Raw genomic sequence first — 23,810 nt, forward strand, 5'->3', positions numbered from 1 at the left:
CAACTTTTCAATATATTTATTAACACAATGAATTTAAAGTAAAATAAATAAAATCAATGCCAAAGCACTCTCATTCTCAGGCATGCGGGCGAAGAAAAAAACACCGCCCTGTCGCCAAAAACCGACAACTTAAGCCAATTAATTTCAGGTCATTAAAAATCAATAAGTTACGTGTCTCTTTTTAGAGACAATGAAAATACCCTCTGTCGCAAAATGCAGACAACCGCCATCGTCCTCGCCATAGCCTTAATAGAAAAGGGACGCAATCTCTTGCGTCCCTTTCGGCTAGCACAGCGTTATCGCTTAGCCCAGCTGCTTACGGGCGTTGCGGAACATGCGCATCCACGGGCTGTCTTCACCCCACTCTTCCGGATGCCATGAGTTGCTGACGGTGCGGAACACACGCTCCGGATGCGGCATCATTACCGTCGCACGCCCATTGGCGCTGGTGACGGCGGTGATACCGTTCGGCGAACCGTTCGGGTTGGCCGGGTAGCTTTCCGTTACCTGACCGGCATTATCGACAAAGCGTAACGCCACCAGACCATGATGCTCCAGCGCCGCCAGATGTGCCGTATCGCGCACTTCGACGTGACCTTCACCATGCGATACCGCAATCGGCATACGCGAACCCGCCATCCCCTGCATGAACAGCGACGGGCTGGCCGCCACTTCCACCAGGCTGAAACGGGCCTCGAAACGGTCTGACAGGTTACGTACGAAACGCGGCCAATGTTCGGCACCGGGGATCAGATCGCGCAGGTTCGACATCATCTGACAGCCGTTGCACACGCCCAGTGCCAGGGTCTGCGGACGGTGGAAGAAAGATTCGAACTCGTCGCGCACGCGCTCGTTGAACAGAATCGACTTCGCCCAACCTTCGCCTGCGCCCAACACGTCACCGTAAGAGAAACCGCCGCAGGCCACCAGGGTATGGAAGTCCTGCAGGTCACGGCGCCCTTCCAGCAGATCGCTCATGTGAACGTCCACCGCATCAAAGCCGGCGCGATGGAATGCCGCCGCCATCTCAACGTGGGAGTTAACGCCCTGCTCACGCAGTACAGCAACTTTAGGACGAGCCCCCTTGGCGATATAAGGTGCTGCAATATCTTCTTCAGGTGCGAAGCTCAGTTTGACGTTCAGGCCAGGATCGCGTTCATTCTGCTTGGTCTGGTGCTCCTGATCGGCACATTCAGGGTTATCGCGCAGGCGCTGCATCTGCCAGGTCGTTTCCGCCCACCAGGTGCGTAACGTGGTACGGCTTTCGCTGTACACCGGTTTGTCGCCCTGGGTAATCACAAAGCGATCGCCGGCCTGTACGCTGCCGATGTGGTGCACATTGTCCGTCAGGCCATGCTGAGCAAACGCCTGTTGGACCGCTTCAAGCCGATCGGCCGTCACCTGAATCACCGCGCCCAACTCTTCGTTGAACAGCGCTGCCAGCGCGTCGTCGCCCAACCCTTGAATATCTACCTGTACACCGCAGTGGCCAGCAAACGCCATTTCCGCCAGCGTCACCAACAGACCGCCATCGGAGCGGTCGTGGTAGGCCAGCAGTGCGCGGTCGGCGACCAATTGTTGCATCGCGTTGAAGAAACCTGCCAGTTGCTCGACGTTACGCACATCGGCCGGTTTGTCGCCCAGTTGACGGTAAACCTGTGCCAGAGCAGTGGCGCCCAGCGCGTTATGGCCGTTACCCAGGTCGATGAGCAGCAATGCCGTGTCGCCCTTGTCGGTACGCAGTTGTGGCGTCACGGTGTGGCGAACATCTTCCACGCGGGCAAAACCAGTGATCACCAGAGACAACGGCGACGTCATTTCGCGCTGCTCGTTGCCTTCCTGCCAGCGGGTTTTCATCGACATTGAGTCTTTGCCCACCGGAATGGTGATGCCCAGCGCCGGGCAAAGCTCTTCGCCCACCGCTTTTACCGCTTCATACAGGCCGGCATCTTCACCCGGGTGACCGGCTGCCGCCATCCAGTTAGCGGAAAGTTTGACGCGCTTGAGCGAACCGATCTCGGTCGCCGCCAGGTTGGTCAGCGCTTCCCCCACCGCCAGGCGGCCGGAAGCGGCAAAGTCCAGCAGGGCAACCGGCGCGCGTTCGCCGATCGACATCGCTTCACCGTAGTAACTGTCCAGGCTGGCGGTGGTAACCGCGCAGTCGGCTACCGGGATCTGCCATGGCCCGACCATCTGATCGCGTGCCACCATGCCGGTCACGGTACGGTCGCCGATGGTGATCAAGAAGGTTTTCTCGGCAACTGCCGGCAGGTGCAGAACGCGTTTTACCGCATCGGCCAGAGTAATGTTGTCGCGCTGTACCGGCTGGCCTTTAGCCTGCAAACGAGTCACGTCGCGCGTCATCTTCGGCGTTTTGCCCAGCAGCACGTCCAACGGCATGTCGATCGGCTGGTTGTCGAAATGGCTGTCGTTCAGCGTCAAATGCTGTTCTTCGGTGGCTTCACCGATCACTGCATAAGGGGCACGCTCACGGCGGCAAATCTCGTCGAACTGCGCCATCTGCGCCGGGGCAATCGCCATCACATAGCGTTCCTGTGATTCATTGCACCAGACTTCCAGCGGGCTCATGCCCGGTTCGTCGTTAAGGATATCGCGCAGTTCGAAACGGCCGCCGCGGCCACCGTCGCTGACCAGCTCCGGCATGGCGTTAGACAAACCGCCCGCCCCCACATCGTGGATAAACAGAATCGGGTTCTGTTCGCCCAACTGCCAGCAGCGGTCGATCACTTCCTGGCAGCGGCGCTCCATTTCCGGGTTGTCGCGCTGTACCGAGGCAAAATCCAGATCGGCGTCGGACTGGCCGGAGGCCATAGAAGAGGCTGCGCCGCCGCCCAGACCGATGTTCATCGCCGGGCCACCCAGCACCACCAGTTTGGCGCCGACGGTGATTTCACCTTTTTGCACGTGATCGGCGCGGATGTTGCCGATACCGCCCGCCAGCATGATCGGTTTGTGATAACCGCGCAGCTCGACGCCGTTATGGCTGTTAACCTGTTCTTCGTAGGTACGGAAGTATCCCACCAGCGCCGGACGGCCAAATTCATTATTGAACGCCGCGCCGCCCAGTGGGCCGTCGGTCATGATATCCAGTGCGGTTACGATGCGATCCGGCTTGCCAAAATCCTGCTCCCAGGGCTGCTCGAAGCCGGGGATGCGCAGGTTGGAAACCGAGAAGCCCACCAGACCGGCTTTGGGTTTGGCACCGCGACCTGTAGCGCCTTCGTCGCGGATCTCGCCACCGGAACCGGTAGCGGCACCCGGCCACGGGGAGATCGCCGTCGGGTGGTTATGGGTTTCCACCTTCATCAGGATATGGGCCTCTTCCTGATGATAGTCATACTGACCGCTTTGCGGCGCAGCGAAGAAACGGCCAACCTGCGAACCTTCCATCACGGCGGCGTTGTCTTTATAAGCCGACAGCACGTAATCCGGCGTCTGCTCGAAGGTGTTTTTGATCATTTTGAACAGCGACTTCGGTTGCTGTTCGCCGTCGATGATCCAATCGGCGTTGAAAATTTTATGACGGCAGTGCTCCGAGTTGGCCTGCGCGAACATATAGAGTTCGATATCCGTCGGGTTGCGCCCCAGCCCGGTAAAGGCATTCAGCAGATAGTCGATTTCGTCTTCGGCCAGCGCCAGACCGAGCTTGAGGTTGGCCTGTTCCAGCGCGCTGCGCCCTTCCCCCAGCATATCGATCGCCTGATAAGGCGCCGGCTGATGCTGAGCAAACAGCTGTTCTGCCTGTTGCAAGCTGCTGAAGACGGTTTCCATCATCCGGTCGTGCAGCAATGCGGCAAGCTGTTGCCACTGCGCTTCAGTCAGCGTCGGTGCCTTGACGTAAAACGCCAGACCGCGCTCCAACCGCACCACCTGCTTCAAACCGCAGTTATGGGCGATATCGGTGGCTTTGGAAGACCAGGGAGAAATGGTGCCCGGACGCGGTGTCACCAACAGCAGGCGACCTTCAGGGGCATGTTCGGCGAGAGAGGGACCGTACTTGAGCAGGCGCGTAAGCTTGCCGTGTTCTTCGGCATTGAGCGGTGCGCTAACATCGGCAAAGTGGACGTACTCGGCGTAGATATCACTGACCGGAAGTTGGGCGTCCTGACAGCGGGACAACAGTTTGGTAACACGAAAAGCCGACAAAGCGGGCGAACCACGCAGTATTTCCATAATCAAAGTTCTCTCGTCTTCGAAGCAACTGACTTCAGCACTTCATTGGGCGCAACAGGGGGAAAACGCGCGCCATTATAGAGAATCTGCGCGACAGACGAAACCGTTTGCGTAGCTATTATTGATAAAAGCTGTTCGCGCCATCGAATTGTCATAACGTATCAATAAAGTTGCACGCTGGCGTTTTGTTGCGCAAAATGCCCCGGCACTGGTGATTTAACCATAAGAAAAAGCGGGATGACAATCGGCAGTGCACCTGTGCCACCACTGGATAACTATTTGAAACGCCTTAAAATAAACTACATTCTAATCGGTGTTGTCACCCTGCTTCTGGCGCTCGCCCTGTGGCCCAATATTACCTGGCGCGGCGGCCAGGGCGGGCAACTCGAAGAGATCAAATCCCGCGGCGAGTTGCGTATCAGTACGCTAAACTCGCCGTTAACCTATTTCACCACCAAGCAGGGGCCAAGTGGCCTCGACTACGAGCTGGCGAAACGTTTCGCTAACTATCTGGGGGTGAAATTGGTGGTGATCCCGCATAAAAACATCAACGACCTGTTCGACGATCTGGACGATGACGATGCCGACCTGCTGGCCGCCGGCCTGATCTACAATCAGGATCGTCTCAGTCGCGCCCGAACCGGCCCTGCTTACTATTCCGTTTCCCAGCAGTTGGTTTATCGCCTGGGCACCGCACGCCCCAAAAGCTTTGCCGATATTAAAGGCAAGCTGGCGGTCGCCTCCGGCTCGGCCCACGTCAGCACGCTGAAACAGCTCAAACAAAGTAAGTTCCCGGACCTCAGTTGGGAAGCTTCCAGCGATCTCACCTCCAAAGAGCTGCTCGAGCAGGTCGCCGACGGCAAACTGGATTACACCCTCGGCGACTCCGTGACCATCGCCCTGCTGCAGCGCATCCATCCGCAGCTGGCGGTGGCTTTCGACGTCACCGATGAAGAACCTGTCACCTGGTACCTGAAACGCGGTACCGACGACAGCCTGTATGCGGCCATGCTGGATTTTTACAGCCAGATGGTGGACGACGGCACGCTGGCGCGGCTGGAAGAAAAATACCTCGGCCACGTGGGCAGTTTCGATTACGTTGATACCAAAACCTTCCTGTCGGCGATAGATTCGGTACTGCCCACCTTCCGTTCGCTGTTTGAAAAATACGCCAGCGAGATCGACTGGAAGCTGCTGGCCGCCATTGCCTATCAGGAATCGCACTGGAATCCGCAGGCCACTTCACCCACCGGCGTTCGCGGTCTGATGATGCTGACGCGGGCCACCGCCGACGGTCTGGGGGTTAACGATCGTCTGGATCCCGAGGAGAGCATTCAGGGGGGCGCACTCTATTTACAGCGGCTGATGGCCAAGGTGCCCGACAGCGTGCCGGAAGATGAGCGTATCTGGTTTGCGCTGGCGGCCTACAACATGGGCTGGGGCCATATGCTCGACGCCCGCAAGCTGACCAAAATGCAAAAAGGCAACCCGGACAGTTGGGTCGACGTCAAACAGCGCCTGCCGATGCTCAGCCAGAAGCGCTACTACCCGCAGTTGACCTACGGCTATGCGCGCGGACGCGAAGCCTATAACTACGTGGAAAACATCCGCCGCTATCAGGTCAGCCTGGTGGGGTATCTGCAAGAAAGGGAAAGAAAAGCGGCGCAGGAAGCGGCCGAACAGGCGGAGCTGGGGAAAGGCTATCCGGCAGTGGCGCCGGAGTTGGCACTTAACTTCTGATTATTCAGGGTCCTTATCTGCCTGCGCGCGTTGCGCTTGCTTCAACGCCTTTTGCTGTTCACGGCGCATGCGGAAAAAGTTGCTCAAGGTAGCTGCGCATTCCTCGGCCAGCACGCCGGAGAGGATCTCCACCTGATGATTCATACCGGGATGGCGTAAAATATCCACCAGCGATCCCGCTGCCCCGGTTTTCACATCGGCAGCACCGTAAACCAACCGACGAATGCGGCTATGCACCATCGCCCCCGCACACATCACGCACGGCTCCAGGGTCACGTACAAGGTCGCATTCAACAGGCGGTAATTCTGCAATACGGCCCCGCCCTGCCGCAGCGCCATGATTTCTGCATGCGCGGTCGGATCGTGGCGGCCAATCGGCCGGTTCCAGCCTTCGCCAATCACCTGATTGTCCAGTACCAACAGCGCCCCGACCGGCACCTCTCCCTCTTCCTGCGCACGCAGGGCCAGCCGCAATGCCTGACGCATCCAGTATTCATCGTTATATTCAGTCATTGCATTATTCCTCGTGCACTTTGCGGCGGGCATTATACACAGTAGCGGCGCTGCATGCTGCGCCCGTGTTAACCGGGGTGAATATATTTGTCCCCCAGAAAACGGCGGCAGTGCGACTTTCTATCGCTTGAAATTCAACCGGTATATACTTGTCTATTAACAGTGTTTTTCAAGGATAGAAAACATGAAATTCAGCAAGAAGAACGCCACCATCGTGCGCAAAGCACTGGACGGCTGGGTAGATGAAGGTGCGCTAACGGCGCAACAGCAGCAACAGCTGCTGCAACACGTTGAAGTACAGCCCTTCGACTGGCGACGGCTGGCACGTTATGCATTTCTCGCCGCGCTGGCTTCGCTGGTGATTGCCATAAGCAGCCTGTTCGCCGACAGCATGTTACTTTACCGCTTGGGTGAATTGTTCCGTTTCGATGCGCCGGTACGTATGATAATTGCCGCCATGTTAGCCGCTCTTTGCTATGTCTGGGCGCTGAACCGTCGCAGTCAACATCCGGAGAAACGCTATGGTAATGAAGCCGCCTTGTTCGTTGCCGTGCTGTTCACCGCCTGCGCCCTGTGGCAAATGGGGGTCTGGCTGGATAACGGCAGTGGCCGAGTTTCATTGCTGCTGATGTTCGCCGCGCTGCTGTATGGCGTGATTGGCTGGTGCGGCCGCTCAGGGCTGGTATGGTGGTTTGCCCTGCTGTCGCTCGGCAATGCTTTTGGTGCCGAGACCGGCTATCTGTCCGGCTGGGGCGCTTATTGGCTGGGCATGAGTTTCCCGATTCGCTTTATCGCCTTTGGCGTGGTGCTGATCGCCGCGGCGCTGCTGTTGCAACCACTGCTCGCTCGCCGTGGACTGGAGCGAGTTTCGCTGGCGATGGGCTTGCTGTATCTGTTCATCGCGCTGTGGCTGTTGTCGATCTTTGGTAATTATGGCGATCTCGACAGCTGGTATAACGCACGCCAGATTGAACTGCTCCACTGGAGTCTGTTGTTCGGCATCGCCGCCGTCGGGTGCATCTGGCTGGGGCTGAAACGCGACGATGCCATGCTGCGTGGGTTTGGATTGACCTTCCTCGGTATTAACCTTTATACCCGCTTCTTCGAATTTTTCTGGAACGCCATGCCCAAGGCAATTTTCTTTGTGGTGCTCGGCCTGAGCCTATGGGCGCTGGGGCATTACGCGGAAAAAGTCTGGCAATTGGGCCGTAAGCCGCACGACCAAACCGATGATTGAACCCATGCGGTTTTAACGGTAAGAGTTACTGCTGGGTTTGACTCTAATCGGGTTAAACCCACAAAGTGTAAATGGTTAAACTAAAACTAAATCAATCACCTGACCTAACCACCTTGATGTTGCGATAGATCATGATGACTTAATAATTAGCGGAGTAGTGTTTGAGGCAAGCAATAAAGCTTTTATCCAGGAGTGATTTATGGCTGCCTCAACTTTCTTTATCCCTTCCGTCAATATGATTGGCTCCGGCTGTCTGGACGAAGCGGCAAAAACCCTGAAACAGCAGGGGTTGCGCCGAGCGTTGATCGTGACCGACAAAGTGTTGAATAACATTGGCGTAGTGGCTCAGGTTCAACAGTTGCTGACCGCACAACAGATCGAAAGCTGTGTTTATGACGGCACTCACCCTAACCCCACCACGCTGAACGTGAAACAGGGCCTGGCCCTGCTGCAAGAGCATCAATGCGACTGCGTGATCTCCCTGGGGGGCGGCTCACCGCACGATTGCGCCAAAGGCATCGCGTTGCTGGCCACCAACGGCGGCGACATCAAGGACTATGAAGGCGTAGACCGCTCTGCAAAACCGCAGTTGCCGATGATCGCCATCAATACCACCGCCGGCACCGCCTCTGAAATGACCCGTTTTTGCATCATCACCGATGAAGCACGCCACATAAAAATGGCGATTGTCGACAAACACGTTACGCCGATCCTGTCGGTAAACGATCCGCATCTGATGGCCGGGATGCCGAAAGGCCTGACCGCCGCCACCGGGATGGATGCCTTAACCCACGCGATTGAAGCCTACGTTTCCAGCGCCGCCAACCCGATTACCGATGCCTGCGCGTTGAAAGCCGTCACCATGATCGCCGAATCGCTGCGCGACGCAGTCGCCGACGGCAGCAATATGCAAGCGCGCGAAAATATGGCCTATGCCCAATTCCTGGCTGGGATGGCCTTCAACAACGCTTCTCTCGGTTATGTGCATGCGATGGCGCACCAGCTCGGCGGTTTCTACGACCTGCCGCATGGGGTGTGTAATGCGGTGTTGCTGCCACACGTGCAGGAATTTAACGCCAGCGTTTGTGCGTCTCGCCTGAAAGATATCGCCGCCGCCATGGGGCTGGATGTAAGCTACCTTAATGACCAGCAGGGTGCCGCGGCCTGTATTGCCGCCATTAGATTACTAGCGCAAGACGTTGGCATCCCGACCGGGCTGCGTGATTTGCAGGTGAAAGAACAGGATCTGGATACGTTGGCCACCAACGCGCTGAAAGACGCTTGTGGCTTCACTAACCCAATACAGGCCACTCACGCGCAGATTGTCGCCATTTTCCGCGCGGCAATGTAAGCCAACAAAAACGGCAAAGGGCGGAAATTCCGCCCTTTGGTTATTCCAACTGCTGCAGCTCACCCAGTTTACTGACTCGCCAGCGGTGCTCGCAGAAATACAACAGCGGGTTATCCTGCTTGCTGTCGCTATAGCCGCTATACAGCTTGAGCGGCGTGCCTAGACGTTGTTCCAACTGCGTCACCTTCTGGACACCCAGGCAACGTAAAGCCAGCACCCAACCACCGTAACGCCGCAGGATGCGGCTGCCCACCAAGTGAATCTGCGGCAGAAAGGCCGAATCCTGATACACCTGCTCCACCAGCCGTTCCGGTGAACCGGTAATCAACCATACCTGTGCATCATGCGCCTCGAGGTACTGCCGCAAACGCATTTGCACCACCGGGAAAGCGGTCACCTTATTGCGGAAATAAGTCACAAAACGCTGCTCCAGCGCCTTTAACCTGGCCTCCGAACGCCCAAAGGTGATCGACCACAGCAGTACACTCATTGGCCAACGGGCTGCACGGCCCATCACCAGCAGCGCCAACCCGACAACCGGCAGCAGCGGCACCACCAGCAGCAGATTCAACGGCAGATGGCGCAGCAAAAAACGCAAGAAACTGCCAAACATGTCTTCCTGATGCAGCGTGCCGTCCAGATCAAAGAACACCACGCGGCGGCCTTCCCCGGCCTGCTGGCTCTGTTTCTCGCTCAAGGGCTACTCCTCAGGATCGTTGAATCCCATTATCCAGGTGAAAATAAATCCAGCGGCAATGGTAATCACCAGGCCGGTCAGATACAACATCACCTTACCCGAGACGATGGTTAACGCCAAAGGTAAACCCGAGATGCCAAAGGTGATCACCGTTGCCACTTTCCAATAGCTGATCAGCGCCCCGCCCACCGCACCGCCGAGACAGGCGGCAATAAAAGGTTTGCCCAGCGGCAGGGTGACACCAAAAATCAAGGGTTCGCCAATACCGAGAATGCCGACCGGCAACGCCCCTTTAATGACCTTTTTGAGGCGCGCATTGCGGGTTTTCATTAATACCGCCAACGCGGCCCCGACCTGCCCAACCCCGGCCATCGCCAAAATAGGCAATAGCGGGTTGGAACCATGCGCCTGAACCAGTTCGACGTGGATCGGCACCAGGCCCTGATGTAAACCGGACAGCACCAGCGGCAGAAACAGCCCGGACAGCACCGCGCCCACCAGTAAGCCACCTTTGTCGATTGCCAGATTGGCGCCGTGGGCAATCACGTCTGAAATATAACCGCCCAACGGCTGCAGGATCACAATAGCCAGGGATGCGGTCACCAAGGTGGTGATCAGCGGGTTTAGGATCAACTCTATCGACTCCGGCAGCCAGTTGCGCAGGCGTTTTTCGACCCAGCACATCAACGCCACCACCAACAGCACGGCAATCACCCCGCCACGCCCCGGCTGCAGCGCTTCGCCGAACAAAGTGATCTGCGCCAATGCCGGGCTTGAGAGAATCCCGGCCATCACACCGCCCATGGCCTGCGAACCGCCAAACACCCGTGCGGCGTTAACCCCCACCAAAATATTCATGATGGCAAACACCGCGCTGCCGAAAATGGCCAGCAGCCCGAGCACGTTGGGGTAATTCACCGCCAGTTCGCCGGCAATGTCCGGCCGCTTTAACAAGTTGATGATGCCGGTAATCAGGCCAGAGGCGATGAAAGCCGGGATCAAAGGGATAAAGACATCGGCCAGCTTTTTCAGCGCACCGCTCATCGGCGCGGCATATTTCTGCTTGGCCTGCGCCTTGTTGCGGGCGATGTTGTCTCCGGCAGTCGCAACCGCAGGGGCCCCCGTGAGCAATGAACGCATCGCGTCCACCACTTTGGCGGCGGCGCCGGGCCCGACAATGAACTGATGCTGTTCGCCCTGTTTGATGTAGCCCTTGACGCCTGGCAACTGCTTGAGCGCCGCCAGATCAAGGCGTTGCTCGTCGCTAACCTCGACGCGTACCCGTGTCATGCAGTTCTCCAGCCGGAGGATATTCCCTTCCCCACCAATGCCTGCCAGAATCTGTGTTGCCAGTGCCGTTGTTTTGTCCATCGCCCGCCCCAGGTGTCGTTAGCGCGTCAACGCCGCGCGTAAATAGCCGTCGTGCTGCTTTAAGCGCAACTGCGCCTCTTCAGCGTCAACGCCGGCCAGAATCATCAGGATTGCCGGTTTAACCTCAAAACCGGTCTGTGTCAGCGCCGCTTCGGCCTGACTGCGTTCAGCACCGGTGGCCTCCACCACGATGCGGCAGGCACGATCCACCAGTTTGACGTTGGTGGCTTTTACATCCACCATCAGGTTTTGGTAGACCTTCCCCAGTTTGACCATCGCTCCGGTCGACAACATGTTCAGCACCAGCTTCTGCGCGGTGCCCGACTTTAGCCGAGTGGACCCCGTCAGGGCCTCTGGTCCCACTACTGGCGAAATCGCCACCTGCGCCTCATGGGCGATCGGTGAGTCCGGATTGCAGGAGATTGCCGCCGTCGGGCAGCCCAGTTGTCGCGCATAGCGCAGCGCACCAATCACATAAGGCGTGCGCCCGGAAGCCGCCAGCCCCACCACCATGTCGGTCGCGGTCAAATCCAGTGCGATAAGATCGGCTTCACCCAACGCCGCATCATCCTCCGCGCCTTCTACCGCTTTGAGCAACGCACCCGGACCGCCGGCAATCAACCCGATGACCATGCCGTGCGGCACGCCGAAGGTTGGTGGGCATTCAGAGGCATCCAACACGCCAAGGCGGCCGCTGGTCCCGGCACCGAGATAAATCAGCCGACCGCCCGCCTTCAATGCCGCCGCCGCCAGGTCCACTGCCTGTGCAATGGCCGGCAACACCTTTTCTATCGCCTCCGGCACCTTTCGGTCTTCCTGATTGAAGCAACTCACCATTTCCAACGTTGTCATCTCGTCGAGTCGAAGCGTGGCCGGGTTGCGGCTTTCGGATACTAATGCGCCTAAATTCATCTCTTCACCTTTGAATTTTTAATTCACAAACTGAAATCATTATTTGAATATTTTATTCAACAAAGCGAGCGCTTTTTGCTATTTTAAAATCTCGCTCACAAAAAATTTTCACCGCGCGTTTTCGCCTCCCACGTGGCAGAATGGCCGCTGGCCTCAAGGGAAAAATGAATGAGTACCCTTCTTCGTATTCGCCAGATGTATCCAACGCTGGCTCAAAATGACCGCAAGCTGGCAGACTTTCTGCTGCATAACGCGGAGCAGGCACGCCATCTCAGTTCGCAGAAGCTGGCGCAGTTGGCCGGCATCAGCCAGTCGAGCGTGGTGAAGTTTGCTCAGAAGATGGGCTACAAAGGCTTCCCGGCGCTAAAATTGGCGCTGAGTGAAACGCTAGCCCAGCCGCAGAAAGAACCTGTGGTCACGGTGCATAACCAGATCCTCAGCAGCGACTCGTTGAAAGCCGTCGGCGAAAAACTGTTGGTGGAAAAGCAGGCTGCACTGCGCGCCACGCTGGATATCAACAGTGAAGAGCGCCTGCATCAAGCGTTGGAAATGCTGCGTCAGGCGCGGAGGGTTATTTTATTGGGGATCGGCGCTTCCGGATTGGTCGCCAAGGACTTCTCATACAAGCTGTTGAAAATCGGCGTTATTGCCGTAGCCGAGCAGGATATGCACGTTCAGTTGGCGGCGGTTCAGGCGCTGGATAAGCGGGACTTATTGCTGGCAATTTCGTTCAGCGGTGAACGGCGGGAAATCAATCTGGCGGCGGAAGAAGCCCGCATTGCCGGCGCAAAAGTGCTGGCGCTCACCAGTTTTTCACCCAACGGCCTGCAGCAACGTGCCGATCACTGTTTGTATACCATTGCCGAAGAGCCCAATACCCGCAGCGCTGCCATTTCTTCCAGTACCGCTCAATACGCCCTCACCGACCTGCTGTTTATGGCCTTAATTCAGCACGATCTCGATCGCGCCCCCGAACGCATCAAACACAGCGAACAATTAATGAAAAAACTCGTCTGAGCCGTATGGTGTCCGCGTCACAAACACCAAGGTATAAAAACGCAGCTTTTTTAGGTTCCGCACAGCGCCTTCGCATTTATCAGTCTGTTTGCCTAACAGGCAGGCATGGTAGCGACATATCCGCAGCTTCATATAGCAGCAACTGGTACGGGTGAGCGCTCCATCTTCAATGGTCAGGAAATGGTTGATTTCGATCAGTTGGCCAATGACCCGCCAGAGTTATTATGACGGCCATCTCAAGGGGTGAGCGCTCTGCAGCAACGCATTGGCGGGCGCCGGTGGAAAAACGCCCAATAAAATGGGTTTTATGATAGATTGCGCGCCTGTTCGTGTGCACCGATTAAAAGATAACTGAAATGGCACTGCTGATTACCAAAAAATGCATCAACTGCGACATGTGCGAGCATTGATATATTTATATTTATAATCAGCAGGTTATTTATTAGTGTTATTAATTGCGTTGCTGTATTTTATCCTCACTTTTCCCATTTTTCACCGCCAGTAACACAAATCCTTCCAATTTTAGCGTGCCGCTACTTGATCAAAGGACGTATCAGAGCCGATAATACTGGTCATACATACAGTAAAAATGAGGTATGAAATGTTTGTAGAACTGGTTTTTGATCAGCGTAATGTTAATGGCTTGCCTAATGCAGCGGAGATTATCAAGGCAGAATTGACTAAGCGGGTGCATCGGATTTTCCCCGATGCCGTTGTGAAAGTGAAGCCAATGCAGGCGAACGGCCTTAACTCCGACGCAAACAAAAGCGACAGAGAAAAGCTCAATCGGATGTTAGAAGAGATGTTCGAAGAAGCCGATGAGTGGCTTGTAACTGAAATCTGATGGGCAGTCTTAAAATAAATGGCAGGCAGATTTTCCTTCTGACAGAAAACGACCGGTACCCGTCACCAACGATCAACAGCCCTCCCATGTTCGCCTTACGTGAGGATGAAGAAGGTAAGTTCTGGGTCTACTTTCTGCATAAAGGACGCTGGCCACTCATATCAGAAACTCCATTCACAACCCAAGGAAAAGCTGTTGAGGCTGCGATGGATTACGATTATTACAAACTTTTTAAATAGCCGGCATTCACTCCGGCTTTTAAATTTATAGTTCTACCTGTTCAACTTGCCCCCCATTGGTCAGAAGTTCCTGCTCATCTGGGGTCGGCTCTTCAACAACTTCCCGCGCAGGCATTTCAAGCCGCAAATCAATCCAGCGCCCATCAGGGATATCTATCGGATCACCGGCCACAATCGCGGCAGTATCGATGTCAAAGCGGCGTTTGCTGACCTTCACATAGATTGTGCCATCCTTACCGGTGCTGCTTTCCACAAAGCACAGGCGGTTTCCGTTCACATCTTGGGGCACCTCAATATTCCAGCCTTCCTCAGCGAAGCCCAACGAACCGGTGACCTTGTAGACCCCGATAGAAACCCGCTCAGCAGTCACCCCCTCAGCCTCACGGTTCACCGCTACGCTACCCGCTAACGAGAATCCGTCCAGGTAATCATCTGTCATTTTTTCAGGTGCGCCAGATAGCCTGGCAATAGGCGATGCTTTCTTGATGAAGCCGTTACTGTCTACCGTCGTATTAGCCTCAGACCAGAGCCAAATCCACGGAGTGAACGTTGTCCCGTTCCAGCTGCGTAGGGCAACCTTGCCGACGTGAGCGGCGCTTATTCCGTATCCGTAGCAAGTTTGCACCGTTCGATAACTATCGTCGGTCCCTGTCTGCGTTACTGCCCACGACCGCGTATCCAAGAAATGGGTGCCAGTATCCTTGAACGGATTACCTATCGGGTCAGTGGACACATAACCACGCCGGCTTTGCATCTGCGCGTTAAAGTTACCTTTGGATGCCGCCGTGACGCCTTTACTCAATCCCCAGTCTTTGATATTTGAAATATCGTTCACCGTAGGAAGGTCGGATGTGCTGAATAACCGCGACCACACAACAGTTGAAGGCGCGGCAGTGTTTGAGCTACCGACCCATGCCTGCCGCGAAACAGACGTGGCCAAATACGAGCAAGATGGCCCACCGTCTATAGGTAGCGTTAATAATCCGCCACTGGTGTTTGCGGGCCTGTTCGCCGTCGCGTTTGTGAATCTTTGGATTGAGGACTTATTATCTTTGGAAAACGCATCAGCAGCATGGAGCGGGCCAGAGCCAAACCCAGCCGCAACTACTGGTTTAACGTTATCAGCAGAGTTTTGTTCACTGACCTTTGCCGCTGCAGCGGATTTTGCTGCATCAGCTCTCATGGCGTCAACGGTTTGAATAATCTCTGGCGTGATGTCGCTTTCACCAGGACGGCGCAGGAAATCATTGAGCGTACCCGGTAGTGAGTCCGTATAAACCTCTATCGTGCCGACGCGCTCAGGCTGGGCACCATAGACAGAAATAATAACTTCATAGACGCCAGGCTCAACATTAAGCGAATACCGGCCAGTGTCGTCGGAAACAGATTGTGACTTTGCCAGGTTAAGCACCGTTGACGATGTTTTCAAAGATCGCATCGTAATGGTTACACCAGTTCGAGGATCGCCATAAGGTCCTTTTAATACACCGCTAATAACCGTCATATATTAACTCCAATTATAAAATCCGTTTCGAACGGACCGTGTAGATAACGTATGTAATTATTTTACTCAACATCAGGTTCATTAAATGGTTGTGGAATTGAGTCGTCAGGCACGTACTCAGCACACTGGCTATTTGGAACGTTCAAACGAACCATTAAAAACTTACCTTCCGGAATGTCGATAGGATCACCATTATTGTATCCCTCAACATTATTCTGTAGTTCAGGGATTGGGCATTCGTTAGTTCGATGATAAGTCTTAAAGACTATTGAACCATCTTTCTCAACTTTGTAATCAACCCACAACAAAGCGTTACCGTTTTCGTCTTTAGGCACTTCAAATTTCCAGCCATTATCGATATAGAAACCTAAACAGCCGTCCACATGATAGAGACCAACATCAAGACGCTTACAGACAACTCCTTCTGACTCCATATTATTTTCACAAGTACCATCACCATAGATGTTAGTAACCGGCGATGCTTTTTTAATGAATCCATTTCCATCAACAGCTGTATTTAAGTTGTGCCAGATAAGTTTATGTCTAGTCCAACCTTGCCGTAGATCTCCGCATGATACGGATAGATGATTTTCAGTGGATGCCATATTAAAAGCAGCATAGACATCTTCTGTTCGGCACCATATTGACGGACCCCATGCTGGGGTGAACCACCCTTCCCCGTTTTCGCTTATTGGAGACAAGTTCCTAAAGGCTATAAGACCGCGTTCTCCAATCTCACTAAGAATAGGATTAATATTTTTGGTATCAATACGCTTATATCCCTGCCAGGCACCACCGATCCCCCACGCGCCATTTAACAGAACTTGGTCTTTATTGGCACCGATGTTAGCTGTTGCCGCGGACCCAAGCCCAAGATTAGAGCGTGCAGTTGCTGCATCCTTCGCGCCAGTCCCTCCCTGCTGGACGCTAAGCGCTGTAGTTAACCCCGACAGTGATGTGATATCGCTATTGGCCCCCTTATTGGCTTTATTATTTAACGAGGATGTAAAGCTATTCCAGGCCGGGCCGGTGTAGGTGCTGCCGTCAGGTAGCGTTACAGTAATGTTTCCGGTGCCGCTGAATACCTGTTGCCAGTTGTTTTTATCGAGGTTCAGCCCGCGCAGGGCTTTAGCTGTCTCTGAGGCCAACTGGGCGGTAATGGTGTTCATCGCATCGCGCGGGACGGCATACCATGCTGCGCCCGCCTGCGTTGGGCCATCGTAGGCTTTAATCAGCGTCACCTGTGTGGCGCTGTCCATCGTTTTCACTGGCAGCGTATAGGTTACCCCGCCAACGACGCTCACGATAAAATCACCGGCTTTCAGCTCGGTGTTAAACGCCGTTCCCACCCCCTTCACTACAGCGGAGTTATTCGTTAGGGTTAGAGTGCCTGCTGGCATGATGTTCTCCTGAATCCAGATATAAAAAAACCGGCTCAATGGCCGGTTGTTAGAAGTAGTGGTCTGCGTTAATAACCATTAGCGGCATCTGGGACGAATACCATCGCGTTGATACATTCCATTTCGTCTGTATTTTACGCCCTGAATCAGCGCGCCAAAATTGCACCGCCGAGCCGTTAAATCTATAACCACAGCTGTAATAGTTATAATACCCCCCGCTCATTTGCGAGTTACCGCGCATGAATGCATTTACAGCAAGGGGTATCATTGGCCTCGCAAGTCCAGTATCGACTAAATCGTCCGGATTAGCCCCCACGTTTACTGAGCGCCAATCCCATAGTAAAGGTTCGCAATCACTCGTAAATGTGTTATTCCCAGCGGGGTTTTTAATAACCATACCGTAACCGCTGGGTGTTGGCGGGTAATATCCACTATTCATAATCACAACTTGTACGTTAGCAGTGGTTCGGAAAGGTTCACCACTCCCATTATCACGCGATACCGTTAATTCGTTATATTCTACTGAGTGATACACCGAAACGCCTGGATCATCACAGCGAACATAAACAACTTTCGTGTTGTCATTTTGAACAGTTGGCAAAGTCCATTGCCCATTGATTGTTACTACCCCTTTCCATGCAACAAAACCAAGCCGCTGCGCACTGTTTATACTCATCCAGTCAACTGAATTTTGAATCATTATTCCGTAAGTCCCGGAAACTGATTGAGGAGTCTGAACCTGGTAGATGCTGAACTCAGTAAAAAATGCCTGCTGGTTTGGAGAGGTAAAATCAACGATGATTCTATTCCCATCCGTTCGCCACCCCGTCACGCCACCATAAGAGGGTGGGTTAGTCGCACTACCAAATATATATCCAGTCTGTCCCACGATAAAAACTGGATTCCCCGGGATATAATCCGGGGGAGTGTATATCTTCTGCCTATTACCATCAGCCCAGGGTTCTTTATCGTTGGCTAACAGTGATGGGCTATTCACTGCCGCCAACTCTTTACCATTCACTACAAACCCAAAGGCCATATTAAAGTTTCCCCATTCGCACCCTCAGATTTCCGCCAGCGTCATACACGTTAATCTGATCGCCGCGTATCTCCATGCGTCCGCCGCCGTCGCCGCCGTTTATTTGTAACTGACCAGCCCCTGCACCACTTTTATCAAAGCGCCATCCATTGGTAGCGCTGAAATTGTCAGATTGAATAAACCCGCTGATTTTGGCGTTGGTAATGGCCGCATCTGCAATTTTTGCCGACGTGATAGAGGCGTTCTGAATGAATGCATCACTGATAAACACCTGACCATCGATGACCGCAAAGGGTGAATACTGGTTATCACCACTGCCGCTCATCAGCACAAACTGATTGGCGTTGAAGCCAATGCGGGTAATTACCGGTTTGCCGGTTTCCGCCAGGACAGCGATCGACATGCCCGCGTTGTAGAACACACCGTTCACCCGAACTCCTGCTTTAAGTGTGTGGATGGCTGTTGCGCCGTCAGCGTCAACCGTGGCCGTAAGCTTATCCTCCAGTACGGCGGTAACATCATCGATTTGCGCCTGCACCTGGGTAGACATCTCGGCCAGCGCCCGATCAACTTCTGCGATCGTGGTCTTCACAATGAGAATATCTGCACGCACCGTCCCGTACTGCGCCCACTGATGCTCTACCGTGGCGTTGTTGGCCAGAGCGTCCTGCAAGATACCTTCGATATTGGTGTCGATATCGCCGGTCAGTTGTTCGCCGTCCTTATCCGTCAAGAAACCGTCACCGATCCCCTCCAGATAATCATCAGCATCAGCGTTGGCTTGCCCCTTAATCCATCCGGTCCAGTCCCCGATATTACCGGTCCTGTCCTGCAGGCGGGCGCGGAACCAAAACTCCTGGCCCGCCTTCAATCCGGTCATGGTGTGCGTATGCAGCGGGTACGGAATATCGGCCAATAGCATCGCGTTGTTGCCAGCGGCATTGTCCGCGTACTGTATCTCGGTCTTCAGCGTGTCCTCTGCGCCGTCAGGGAATCCCCAATCTAACTGTATACCCCAGAGCAACGGAGAAGCCCTGAACCCAACCGGCACCGGCGGCTTGCCTTCCTTACCCTTCAGCACCGTTTCCGGCGCATTCGCCCAGACACTAGAAATTTCCGCAGCGTTAACAGCACGCACACGGGCCTGATAGCGACCAGCATAAATACCTGGTACTTCGAACCCCTGAGTTGATGTTCGCGCCGCCGGTATCCAGTTGCCATTATCCCGGCGCCACTCAGCCTCGTAGGCAATAGCGCTTTCTGCCAGATCCCAGGTCACACGCAGTGTGGTTACCGCTATGTTTTGGTTAATGGTCGAGAAGCTACTGATCGTCACGTTCTTCGGTGGCGGCTGTACACCCGGCGGAATGATTGTGATCGGGCGGTCCTCAATGCGAGCGCCGGTATCGATGCGAGCGTATTTGTTCGGGTCATGCTCAATGGCCGTGATATCAAAGGACACGCCATCTTCATTCTCAGTTACCCCGGTTACCCGGAATAACTGAATAGCCAGGTCGGATGCATCCACCGCCCATACACACTCTGCCACGGGTGTTTCACTGTATGCGGTAGTTACCGTAACAATACGGCCATTTACTGCCTGTATGGTTCTCGCCTGCGACTTACCCGATGGAAGGTTAACGATTAGCCGTTCACCCACGGCAGCCGATGATTCTCGGTCAAGAGTGATGTTGCGACCAGAGACGGCACTGATGCGGCCACCAAGCGGACGGCCAGCCAGCGTTTCATCCGCAACACCGATAATGTAGCCAGGTAAGGGAATATTGCCGTCCATCCCCACGGTGAAATTGATCACCCGGTCTTTGTCATTCGTCAGCAGCAGCCACCGCCCACGGCGGATCGCCTCCGTCTCGCGGGTGCAGCCAATCGCCGTAATTTCGGCCTGCTTAATGTTGTATCGGCGGATCAGTGAATTTTCAAACACCGGTGCCACAGCGTCCTGGTACCCGTTCGCCGGGTCGGCCCAACTGACCATCGCCATGCTGTAATGCGTCTTTTCGCTGGCGCTAGAGTCGCGAAACTCGCCATCTTTCACGTTGGCGCGGGTGTAGGTGTAATCCAGATCGCGCGGCATATCAGCCAGCGCGTTCATACTGTTCTTAGCCCAGTAGGTCATGCCACGAAAGATGTTGGCGAAATCGCGCAGAACCGTCCAGGCTTCTTCCTGTGACTGGATATAAGCATCACAAAGGAATCGCGGCTCCTGGCCGTCACCGCCCCGCCCGTCCGGCACCAGTTGGTCGCAATACTGAGCAATGGCGTACAAGTCGAATTTCGTCATTACCAGATTTTCTGCTTTGATACGTTCACCGATGCTGTAGCGGTCATTGACCAGCAGATCGTAAAACACCCAGGCGGGGTTATTTGTCCAGGCCCATTTAAACGAGCCGTCCCATGTACCGGTATATGACCGAGTGATCGGGTCGTAGGTTGTAGGAACACGCACGATGCCCATTTTCGGTTCGCACGATACTGCCGGGATATTCTGGAATTGCTTGGCGTCGAACTGCACGAACAACAGTGCAGTTTCTGGATACCTCAGCTTTACATCAATCAGTTCGGTGATGGACTCAATCACCATTTTATCGGCAATGCGGTTACTGGTGCTGTTGGGCGTCAGACGCCGTACACGTACCTGCCAACCAGTGGTGGCGGCGGGCAGATCGATGCGATGGCTGCGTTCATATTTCGTTGTTGTCTTCCCGTCGATGGCTGCAGGGTACATTTGCTGATAAGCGCCGCCATCGGTCGCCACGTCGATCGCATATTCAATCCTGTAGCCGACCACATCACCATTATCCAGTTGCTGCTGCAGCTGCTGCCAGGAAAAGCGCAGACGGAACGCCGATAGCTGGGTATTCGTCAACGAGCGGACCCACGGTGTCTGGCTGGTTAACTCTGTACCGACAGTGATCTCATTCTCAACATCGGGCATGCCCTGAATGTATTCCTGATCTGGCGTGCCTGGCCGAAACTCCCAACGCACGCCGGGAAAGTTTTGCGTGCCGTCAGCAGCGACAACAGGCGTCCCATCAAGAAAAATATTTGTTCCATCCAGGCCGCCTTCCCATTCTCCCTCTCCCAGCGCCAGCAGGATTTTGGCGTAGGATGTAGATTGCAGGGAATCAGGCGATTCCGTTGGCGTTGTTGTGTTATTGCTCCCGCCCTTGCTACCGGTGATAGCCGTCATATTATCTCCAGGCATAAAAAAACCGCCGAAGCGGTCATTTTTTCATTTTAAAAATTACTGCTGATCTTCTGCATAGATGCCTGCAGAAATAATAGCGCCACCTACCCGGCGCTTTCCGTAACCAATCGGAACAGGGTTTCCCTGTGCTATGGTATTAACTGGCCCGCCGAATGCGTAACTGGGTTTGTTGTCCGGGTCTTCTCTTCGCGCTAATCCGTTTTGCATTGGGGAAAGCATTTGGACAACACCGCCGAGCATCATGGCTCCCCCCATCATCATTACGTTAGTTCCCCAAGGTTGCCCATAACCAAACTGAGCGATAGCTCCGACCGCCACCAAAACAGCGCCTAGTATTGTTTGGAAAATCCCTGCCTTCTTACTTCCGATAATTAACGGAGCTATTCTGATATCTTCACGACCAGTAAATTTTATCTCGTCCAGACCAATATTCTTTTTCCCATTGAATACAGCAAATGTCAGGCCTTTGTTCTTTGCTGTTTGCAAGAATCGCTCAAAGCCTGGAATGGTTACTGATAGAGCTTTTATGGCTTCTCTAGGCGAATCAATAACCAATCGATGAACCCGGCCAAAGTTAGCGCCAAGAGCGCCATAAAGCCTTACTGTTCTATATTGTTCGACTATTAATTTCATATTTTCTCCAGACATAAAAAAACCCGCTTTCGGCGGGTATATTCAGCTAATAGAAACTATAGGCACATTTGCGCATCTCGCTCCCAAAGATTATTAAATCCTCTAGAAACGGCATACACCTTAACATTGGAACCACCAGCAGCATCTAAATCAATTTTTGCTAACGACAATGCCCCCATACCTTGAGTAACAATTTGATATCCTGTTTCGGTTTCTATTGCGCTGGCTGTTGAGTTTATAGCCTGCCACTTAGGAGCCAAACATTTAGAGTATTGTTGAGGTGTTTTCTTACTGTGGCCATTAAATATAGGCTTTTGATTCTCCAATTGCCCCGTCGTACACCCGGATAAAATAGCTGTGGCAGCAATGGCTAAAATGATTTTCCGCATTTTGAAGTTCCTTCTTATGTAGGATTCAAGATGATAGCAGATTAGCCTTTGTATCGCAGAGTGACTATCGTTCGCGCCAGCCAGTACCCGCCATAGGGGACGCGCTGACTCATATGGCCATACATGTGATGGACCATAACACCATCCCCCAGATAAACCCCTGCATGGTTTGGATCATCGGCTCGCACCTGCATAATGATTACGTCGCCGACCTGCATCTCACCTGATGCTGGCTCAAAACCCGCTTCAGCGTAGAGTTTCATGTAGAGGTTCTCACCGCGCTCCCACCAGCCATCCTCGCGCGGGTAATTCGGCAAAGTGATTTCTCGCTCGAGCTGATACCAATCCCTGATGATGGCGTAGCAGTCCCAGAACCCGTGCACAAACGGGCGGCCAAGCAACGGCTTGATGCCCTCTGTTGGCATGACCTCCCGGATATCCCCTTCCGGCCAGCTGGCGATAATCCACGGCAGCTGTGACAGGTCACACTGAGCGAGATCGAGCTGACTGGGCTGCGTCGTTGCATCCGGGTGGCTATGGACAATAGCGACAATATCGCCGCTATCTTCCGCCTCGGCGTAATCCTCCGGTGACAGACTGAATTGCTCTGTTGGCTCCGGCGCCAAATTGCGGCACGGAACATAACGCTGCCGGCGGCCGTTCTGCACCACCAGCCCGCAACACTCGCGCGGATATTCAGATTCAGCATGCGCCATGATGGCACTGACAATGTGCTTTCGCATGGTTACCTCTTCAGCAGAGCCGAGCCTGGAAACCCACCGAACGGCAGCGGGTTACCCTTCCCCCATCTCGGCTCACAGCCGGTAGACAGCAGGCCTGAGCATTCATCTTTAGACGGGTCGTCGGTTGGGTTGCCATCGGCGTCAAAATACGCGGTACCGGTATAACCGCACGATGCGCCGCGATACTGACCGCGCATACACCAGGTACAAAGGCTGTGAATTTGCCGCGTGGGGATCATGAGCCCCTCCAGGTCCGCAGGCGAAGACAACGCAAACTCAACGACCTTGTTATTGCCATTCAGTTTGTGATCGATGTACCAGACCTCAACGTCTTCTTGTGATGGATCGGCCTCCGGGTTGCCTTCTGGGAAGTTGCGAGCATCAAGGTAATGCGAGTACGTTTTCCGTATCGTCACCTTGGCCTTTGCCATGTTCTGGAAATGCAGGCAGAGGGAGGCGATCGTCCCATCTATATTACTGACGGATAGCGTAGGGCTCGGTGCTGAGCCATCGCTGGTGACTTCCAGCCCCTCAATCTTCACCGGCCAAGGTTTATATTCCTGCCCTTGCCACCAAATTGATTTCGCATACAGCTTATCGGGGTCGTCCCCGGCGGCCTCCAGCTCTTCCTCAGTGTGGGCGATTGTATGACTGTGAAAGAACAATTCAGGGCCGTTAAACTGGGTGCCATCCACGACGAACAGGCGCACTTCACTCCCAGGCTCAAGGCGCTGGTGATCGGTGTTTATCGACATAAT

At 54.2% G+C, this 23,810-nt stretch carries 18 protein-coding genes; 5 read left to right on the forward strand and 13 right to left on the reverse strand.

What is annotated here, in order from left to right; genetic code table 11:
- Positions 1-303: 303 nt before the first annotated feature.
- The gene (gene purL, locus AAZT04_RS15085) at positions 304-4,197 is read right to left on the reverse strand and encodes a phosphoribosylformylglycinamidine synthase (protein ID WP_434680810.1); all 3,894 of its coding nucleotides are present in this window, start codon (positions 4,195-4,197) and stop codon (positions 304-306) included.
- A 276-nt stretch (positions 4,198-4,473) separates the two neighbouring features.
- Between purL and mltF the strand changes: the two genes are divergently transcribed.
- The gene (gene mltF / locus AAZT04_RS15090; protein ID WP_041415604.1) at positions 4,474-5,934 is read left to right on the forward strand and encodes a membrane-bound lytic murein transglycosylase MltF; all 1,461 of its coding nucleotides are present in this window, start codon (positions 4,474-4,476) and stop codon (positions 5,932-5,934) included.
- On the opposite strand, the gene tadA is transcribed toward mltF, so the two are convergent.
- The gene (gene tadA, locus AAZT04_RS15095) at positions 5,935-6,447 is read right to left on the reverse strand and encodes a tRNA adenosine(34) deaminase TadA (protein ID WP_044554547.1); all 513 of its coding nucleotides are present in this window, start codon (positions 6,445-6,447) and stop codon (positions 5,935-5,937) included.
- Between the two features lie 184 nt (positions 6,448-6,631).
- Here tadA and AAZT04_RS15100 point away from each other — a divergent pair, with 184 nt between their 5' ends.
- Both AAZT04_RS15100 and yiaY read left to right on the forward strand, forming a co-directional pair.
- Positions 6,632-7,684 (forward strand): DUF2157 domain-containing protein, encoded by a 1,053-nt coding sequence (locus AAZT04_RS15100; RefSeq protein WP_046372889.1) that lies wholly within the window; start codon positions 6,632-6,634, stop codon positions 7,682-7,684.
- A 199-nt stretch (positions 7,685-7,883) separates the two neighbouring features.
- Positions 7,884-9,035, forward strand: coding sequence for an L-threonine dehydrogenase (yiaY, locus tag AAZT04_RS15105; protein ID WP_434680706.1), 1,152 nt, complete (start codon positions 7,884-7,886; stop codon positions 9,033-9,035).
- Positions 9,036-9,075: 40 nt separating this feature from the next.
- Here yiaY and yfhb read toward each other — a convergent pair whose 3' ends face one another.
- From yfhb to murQ, 3 genes are read right to left on the reverse strand one after another with little or no spacing between them, the layout of a single operon-like run.
- A complete protein-coding gene (yfhb, locus tag AAZT04_RS15110; protein WP_020828194.1) occupies positions 9,076-9,732 on the reverse strand; it encodes a phosphatidylglycerophosphatase C in 657 nt (218 codons plus the stop codon).
- 3 nt (positions 9,733-9,735) lie between these two features.
- Positions 9,736-11,103: a PTS transporter subunit EIIC gene (locus AAZT04_RS15115; protein WP_048762713.1), complete on the reverse strand. Its 1,368-nt coding sequence runs from the start codon at positions 11,101-11,103 to the stop codon at positions 9,736-9,738.
- Positions 11,104-11,121: 18 nt separating this feature from the next.
- Positions 11,122-12,015 carry an N-acetylmuramic acid 6-phosphate etherase gene (gene murQ / locus AAZT04_RS15120; protein WP_122080034.1) on the reverse strand — a complete coding sequence of 298 codons (894 nt, stop codon included), beginning with the start codon at positions 12,013-12,015 and terminating at the stop codon, positions 11,122-11,124.
- Between the two features lie 168 nt (positions 12,016-12,183).
- Here murQ and AAZT04_RS15125 point away from each other — a divergent pair, with 168 nt between their 5' ends.
- On the forward strand, positions 12,184-13,032 hold the full coding sequence (locus AAZT04_RS15125) for a MurR/RpiR family transcriptional regulator (protein ID WP_041414843.1): 849 nt from the start codon (positions 12,184-12,186) through the stop codon (positions 13,030-13,032).
- A 601-nt stretch (positions 13,033-13,633) separates the two neighbouring features.
- On the forward strand, positions 13,634-13,876 hold the full coding sequence (locus tag AAZT04_RS15130) for a DinI family protein (RefSeq protein WP_129941364.1): 243 nt from the start codon (positions 13,634-13,636) through the stop codon (positions 13,874-13,876).
- Positions 13,877-14,140: 264 nt separating this feature from the next.
- On the opposite strand, the gene AAZT04_RS15135 is transcribed toward AAZT04_RS15130, so the two are convergent.
- The 8 genes from AAZT04_RS15135 to AAZT04_RS15170 form a co-directional block, all read right to left on the reverse strand.
- Entirely contained in the window at positions 14,141-15,619 is a 1,479-nt protein-coding gene (locus AAZT04_RS15135) for a prophage tail fiber N-terminal domain-containing protein (RefSeq protein ID WP_434680710.1), read from the reverse strand.
- Between the two features lie 62 nt (positions 15,620-15,681).
- Positions 15,682-17,019 (reverse strand): phage tail protein, encoded by a 1,338-nt coding sequence (locus AAZT04_RS15140; RefSeq protein WP_434680712.1) that lies wholly within the window; start codon positions 17,017-17,019, stop codon positions 15,682-15,684.
- A gap of 49 nt (positions 17,020-17,068) precedes the next feature.
- Complete coding sequence (locus AAZT04_RS15145; RefSeq protein WP_434680714.1) at positions 17,069-18,058, reverse strand: DUF6453 family protein; 990 nt, start codon at positions 18,056-18,058, stop codon at positions 17,069-17,071.
- A gap of 1 nt (position 18,059) precedes the next feature.
- Positions 18,060-21,269, reverse strand: coding sequence for a host specificity protein J (locus AAZT04_RS15150; protein WP_434680716.1), 3,210 nt, complete (start codon positions 21,267-21,269; stop codon positions 18,060-18,062).
- A 54-nt stretch (positions 21,270-21,323) separates the two neighbouring features.
- Positions 21,324-21,920 (reverse strand): tail assembly protein, encoded by a 597-nt coding sequence (locus AAZT04_RS15155; protein WP_434680718.1) that lies wholly within the window; start codon positions 21,918-21,920, stop codon positions 21,324-21,326.
- A gap of 56 nt (positions 21,921-21,976) precedes the next feature.
- Positions 21,977-22,309: a lipoprotein gene (locus tag AAZT04_RS15160; RefSeq protein WP_115058231.1), complete on the reverse strand. Its 333-nt coding sequence runs from the start codon at positions 22,307-22,309 to the stop codon at positions 21,977-21,979.
- Between the two features lie 41 nt (positions 22,310-22,350).
- The gene (locus AAZT04_RS15165; protein WP_434680720.1) at positions 22,351-23,052 is read right to left on the reverse strand and encodes a C40 family peptidase; all 702 of its coding nucleotides are present in this window, start codon (positions 23,050-23,052) and stop codon (positions 22,351-22,353) included.
- A 2-nt stretch (positions 23,053-23,054) separates the two neighbouring features.
- Positions 23,055-23,807, reverse strand: a complete 753-nt coding sequence (locus AAZT04_RS15170; protein ID WP_115058229.1) for a phage minor tail protein L — start codon at positions 23,805-23,807, stop codon at positions 23,055-23,057.
- Positions 23,808-23,810: the final 3 nt, after the last annotated feature.

This window comes from Serratia sp. Je.1.23.a, from assembly GCF_051129805.1.
Classification (GTDB): domain Bacteria; phylum Pseudomonadota; class Gammaproteobacteria; order Enterobacterales; family Enterobacteriaceae; genus Serratia; species Serratia liquefaciens.

Excerpts from the sequence above, each read along its gene's own strand:
- tadA (WP_044554547.1), bottom strand. The coding sequence starts at position 6,447 with ATGACTGAATATAACGATGAATACTGGATGCGTCAGGCATTGCGGCTG.
- AAZT04_RS15100 (WP_046372889.1), top strand. The coding sequence starts at position 6,632 with ATGAAATTCAGCAAGAAGAACGCCACCATCGTGCGCAAAGCACTGGAC.
- yiaY (WP_434680706.1), top strand. The coding sequence starts at position 7,884 with ATGGCTGCCTCAACTTTCTTTATCCCTTCCGTCAATATGATTGGCTCC.
- AAZT04_RS15115 (WP_048762713.1), bottom strand. The coding sequence starts at position 11,103 with ATGGACAAAACAACGGCACTGGCAACACAGATTCTGGCAGGCATTGGT.
- murQ (WP_122080034.1), bottom strand. The coding sequence starts at position 12,015 with ATGAATTTAGGCGCATTAGTATCCGAAAGCCGCAACCCGGCCACGCTT.
- AAZT04_RS15125 (WP_041414843.1), top strand. The coding sequence starts at position 12,184 with ATGAGTACCCTTCTTCGTATTCGCCAGATGTATCCAACGCTGGCTCAA.
- AAZT04_RS15130 (WP_129941364.1), top strand. The coding sequence starts at position 13,634 with ATGTTTGTAGAACTGGTTTTTGATCAGCGTAATGTTAATGGCTTGCCT.
- AAZT04_RS15135 (WP_434680710.1), bottom strand. The coding sequence starts at position 15,619 with ATGACGGTTATTAGCGGTGTATTAAAAGGACCTTATGGCGATCCTCGA.
- AAZT04_RS15140 (WP_434680712.1), bottom strand. The coding sequence starts at position 17,019 with ATGCCAGCAGGCACTCTAACCCTAACGAATAACTCCGCTGTAGTGAAG.
- AAZT04_RS15145 (WP_434680714.1), bottom strand. The coding sequence starts at position 18,058 with ATGGCCTTTGGGTTTGTAGTGAATGGTAAAGAGTTGGCGGCAGTGAAT.
- AAZT04_RS15150 (WP_434680716.1), bottom strand. The coding sequence starts at position 21,269 with ATGACGGCTATCACCGGTAGCAAGGGCGGGAGCAATAACACAACAACG.
- AAZT04_RS15155 (WP_434680718.1), bottom strand. The coding sequence starts at position 21,920 with ATGAAATTAATAGTCGAACAATATAGAACAGTAAGGCTTTATGGCGCT.
- AAZT04_RS15160 (WP_115058231.1), bottom strand. The coding sequence starts at position 22,309 with ATGCGGAAAATCATTTTAGCCATTGCTGCCACAGCTATTTTATCCGGG.
- AAZT04_RS15165 (WP_434680720.1), bottom strand. The coding sequence starts at position 23,052 with ATGCGAAAGCACATTGTCAGTGCCATCATGGCGCATGCTGAATCTGAA.
- AAZT04_RS15170 (WP_115058229.1), bottom strand. The coding sequence starts at position 23,807 with ATGTCGATAAACACCGATCACCAGCGCCTTGAGCCTGGGAGTGAAGTG.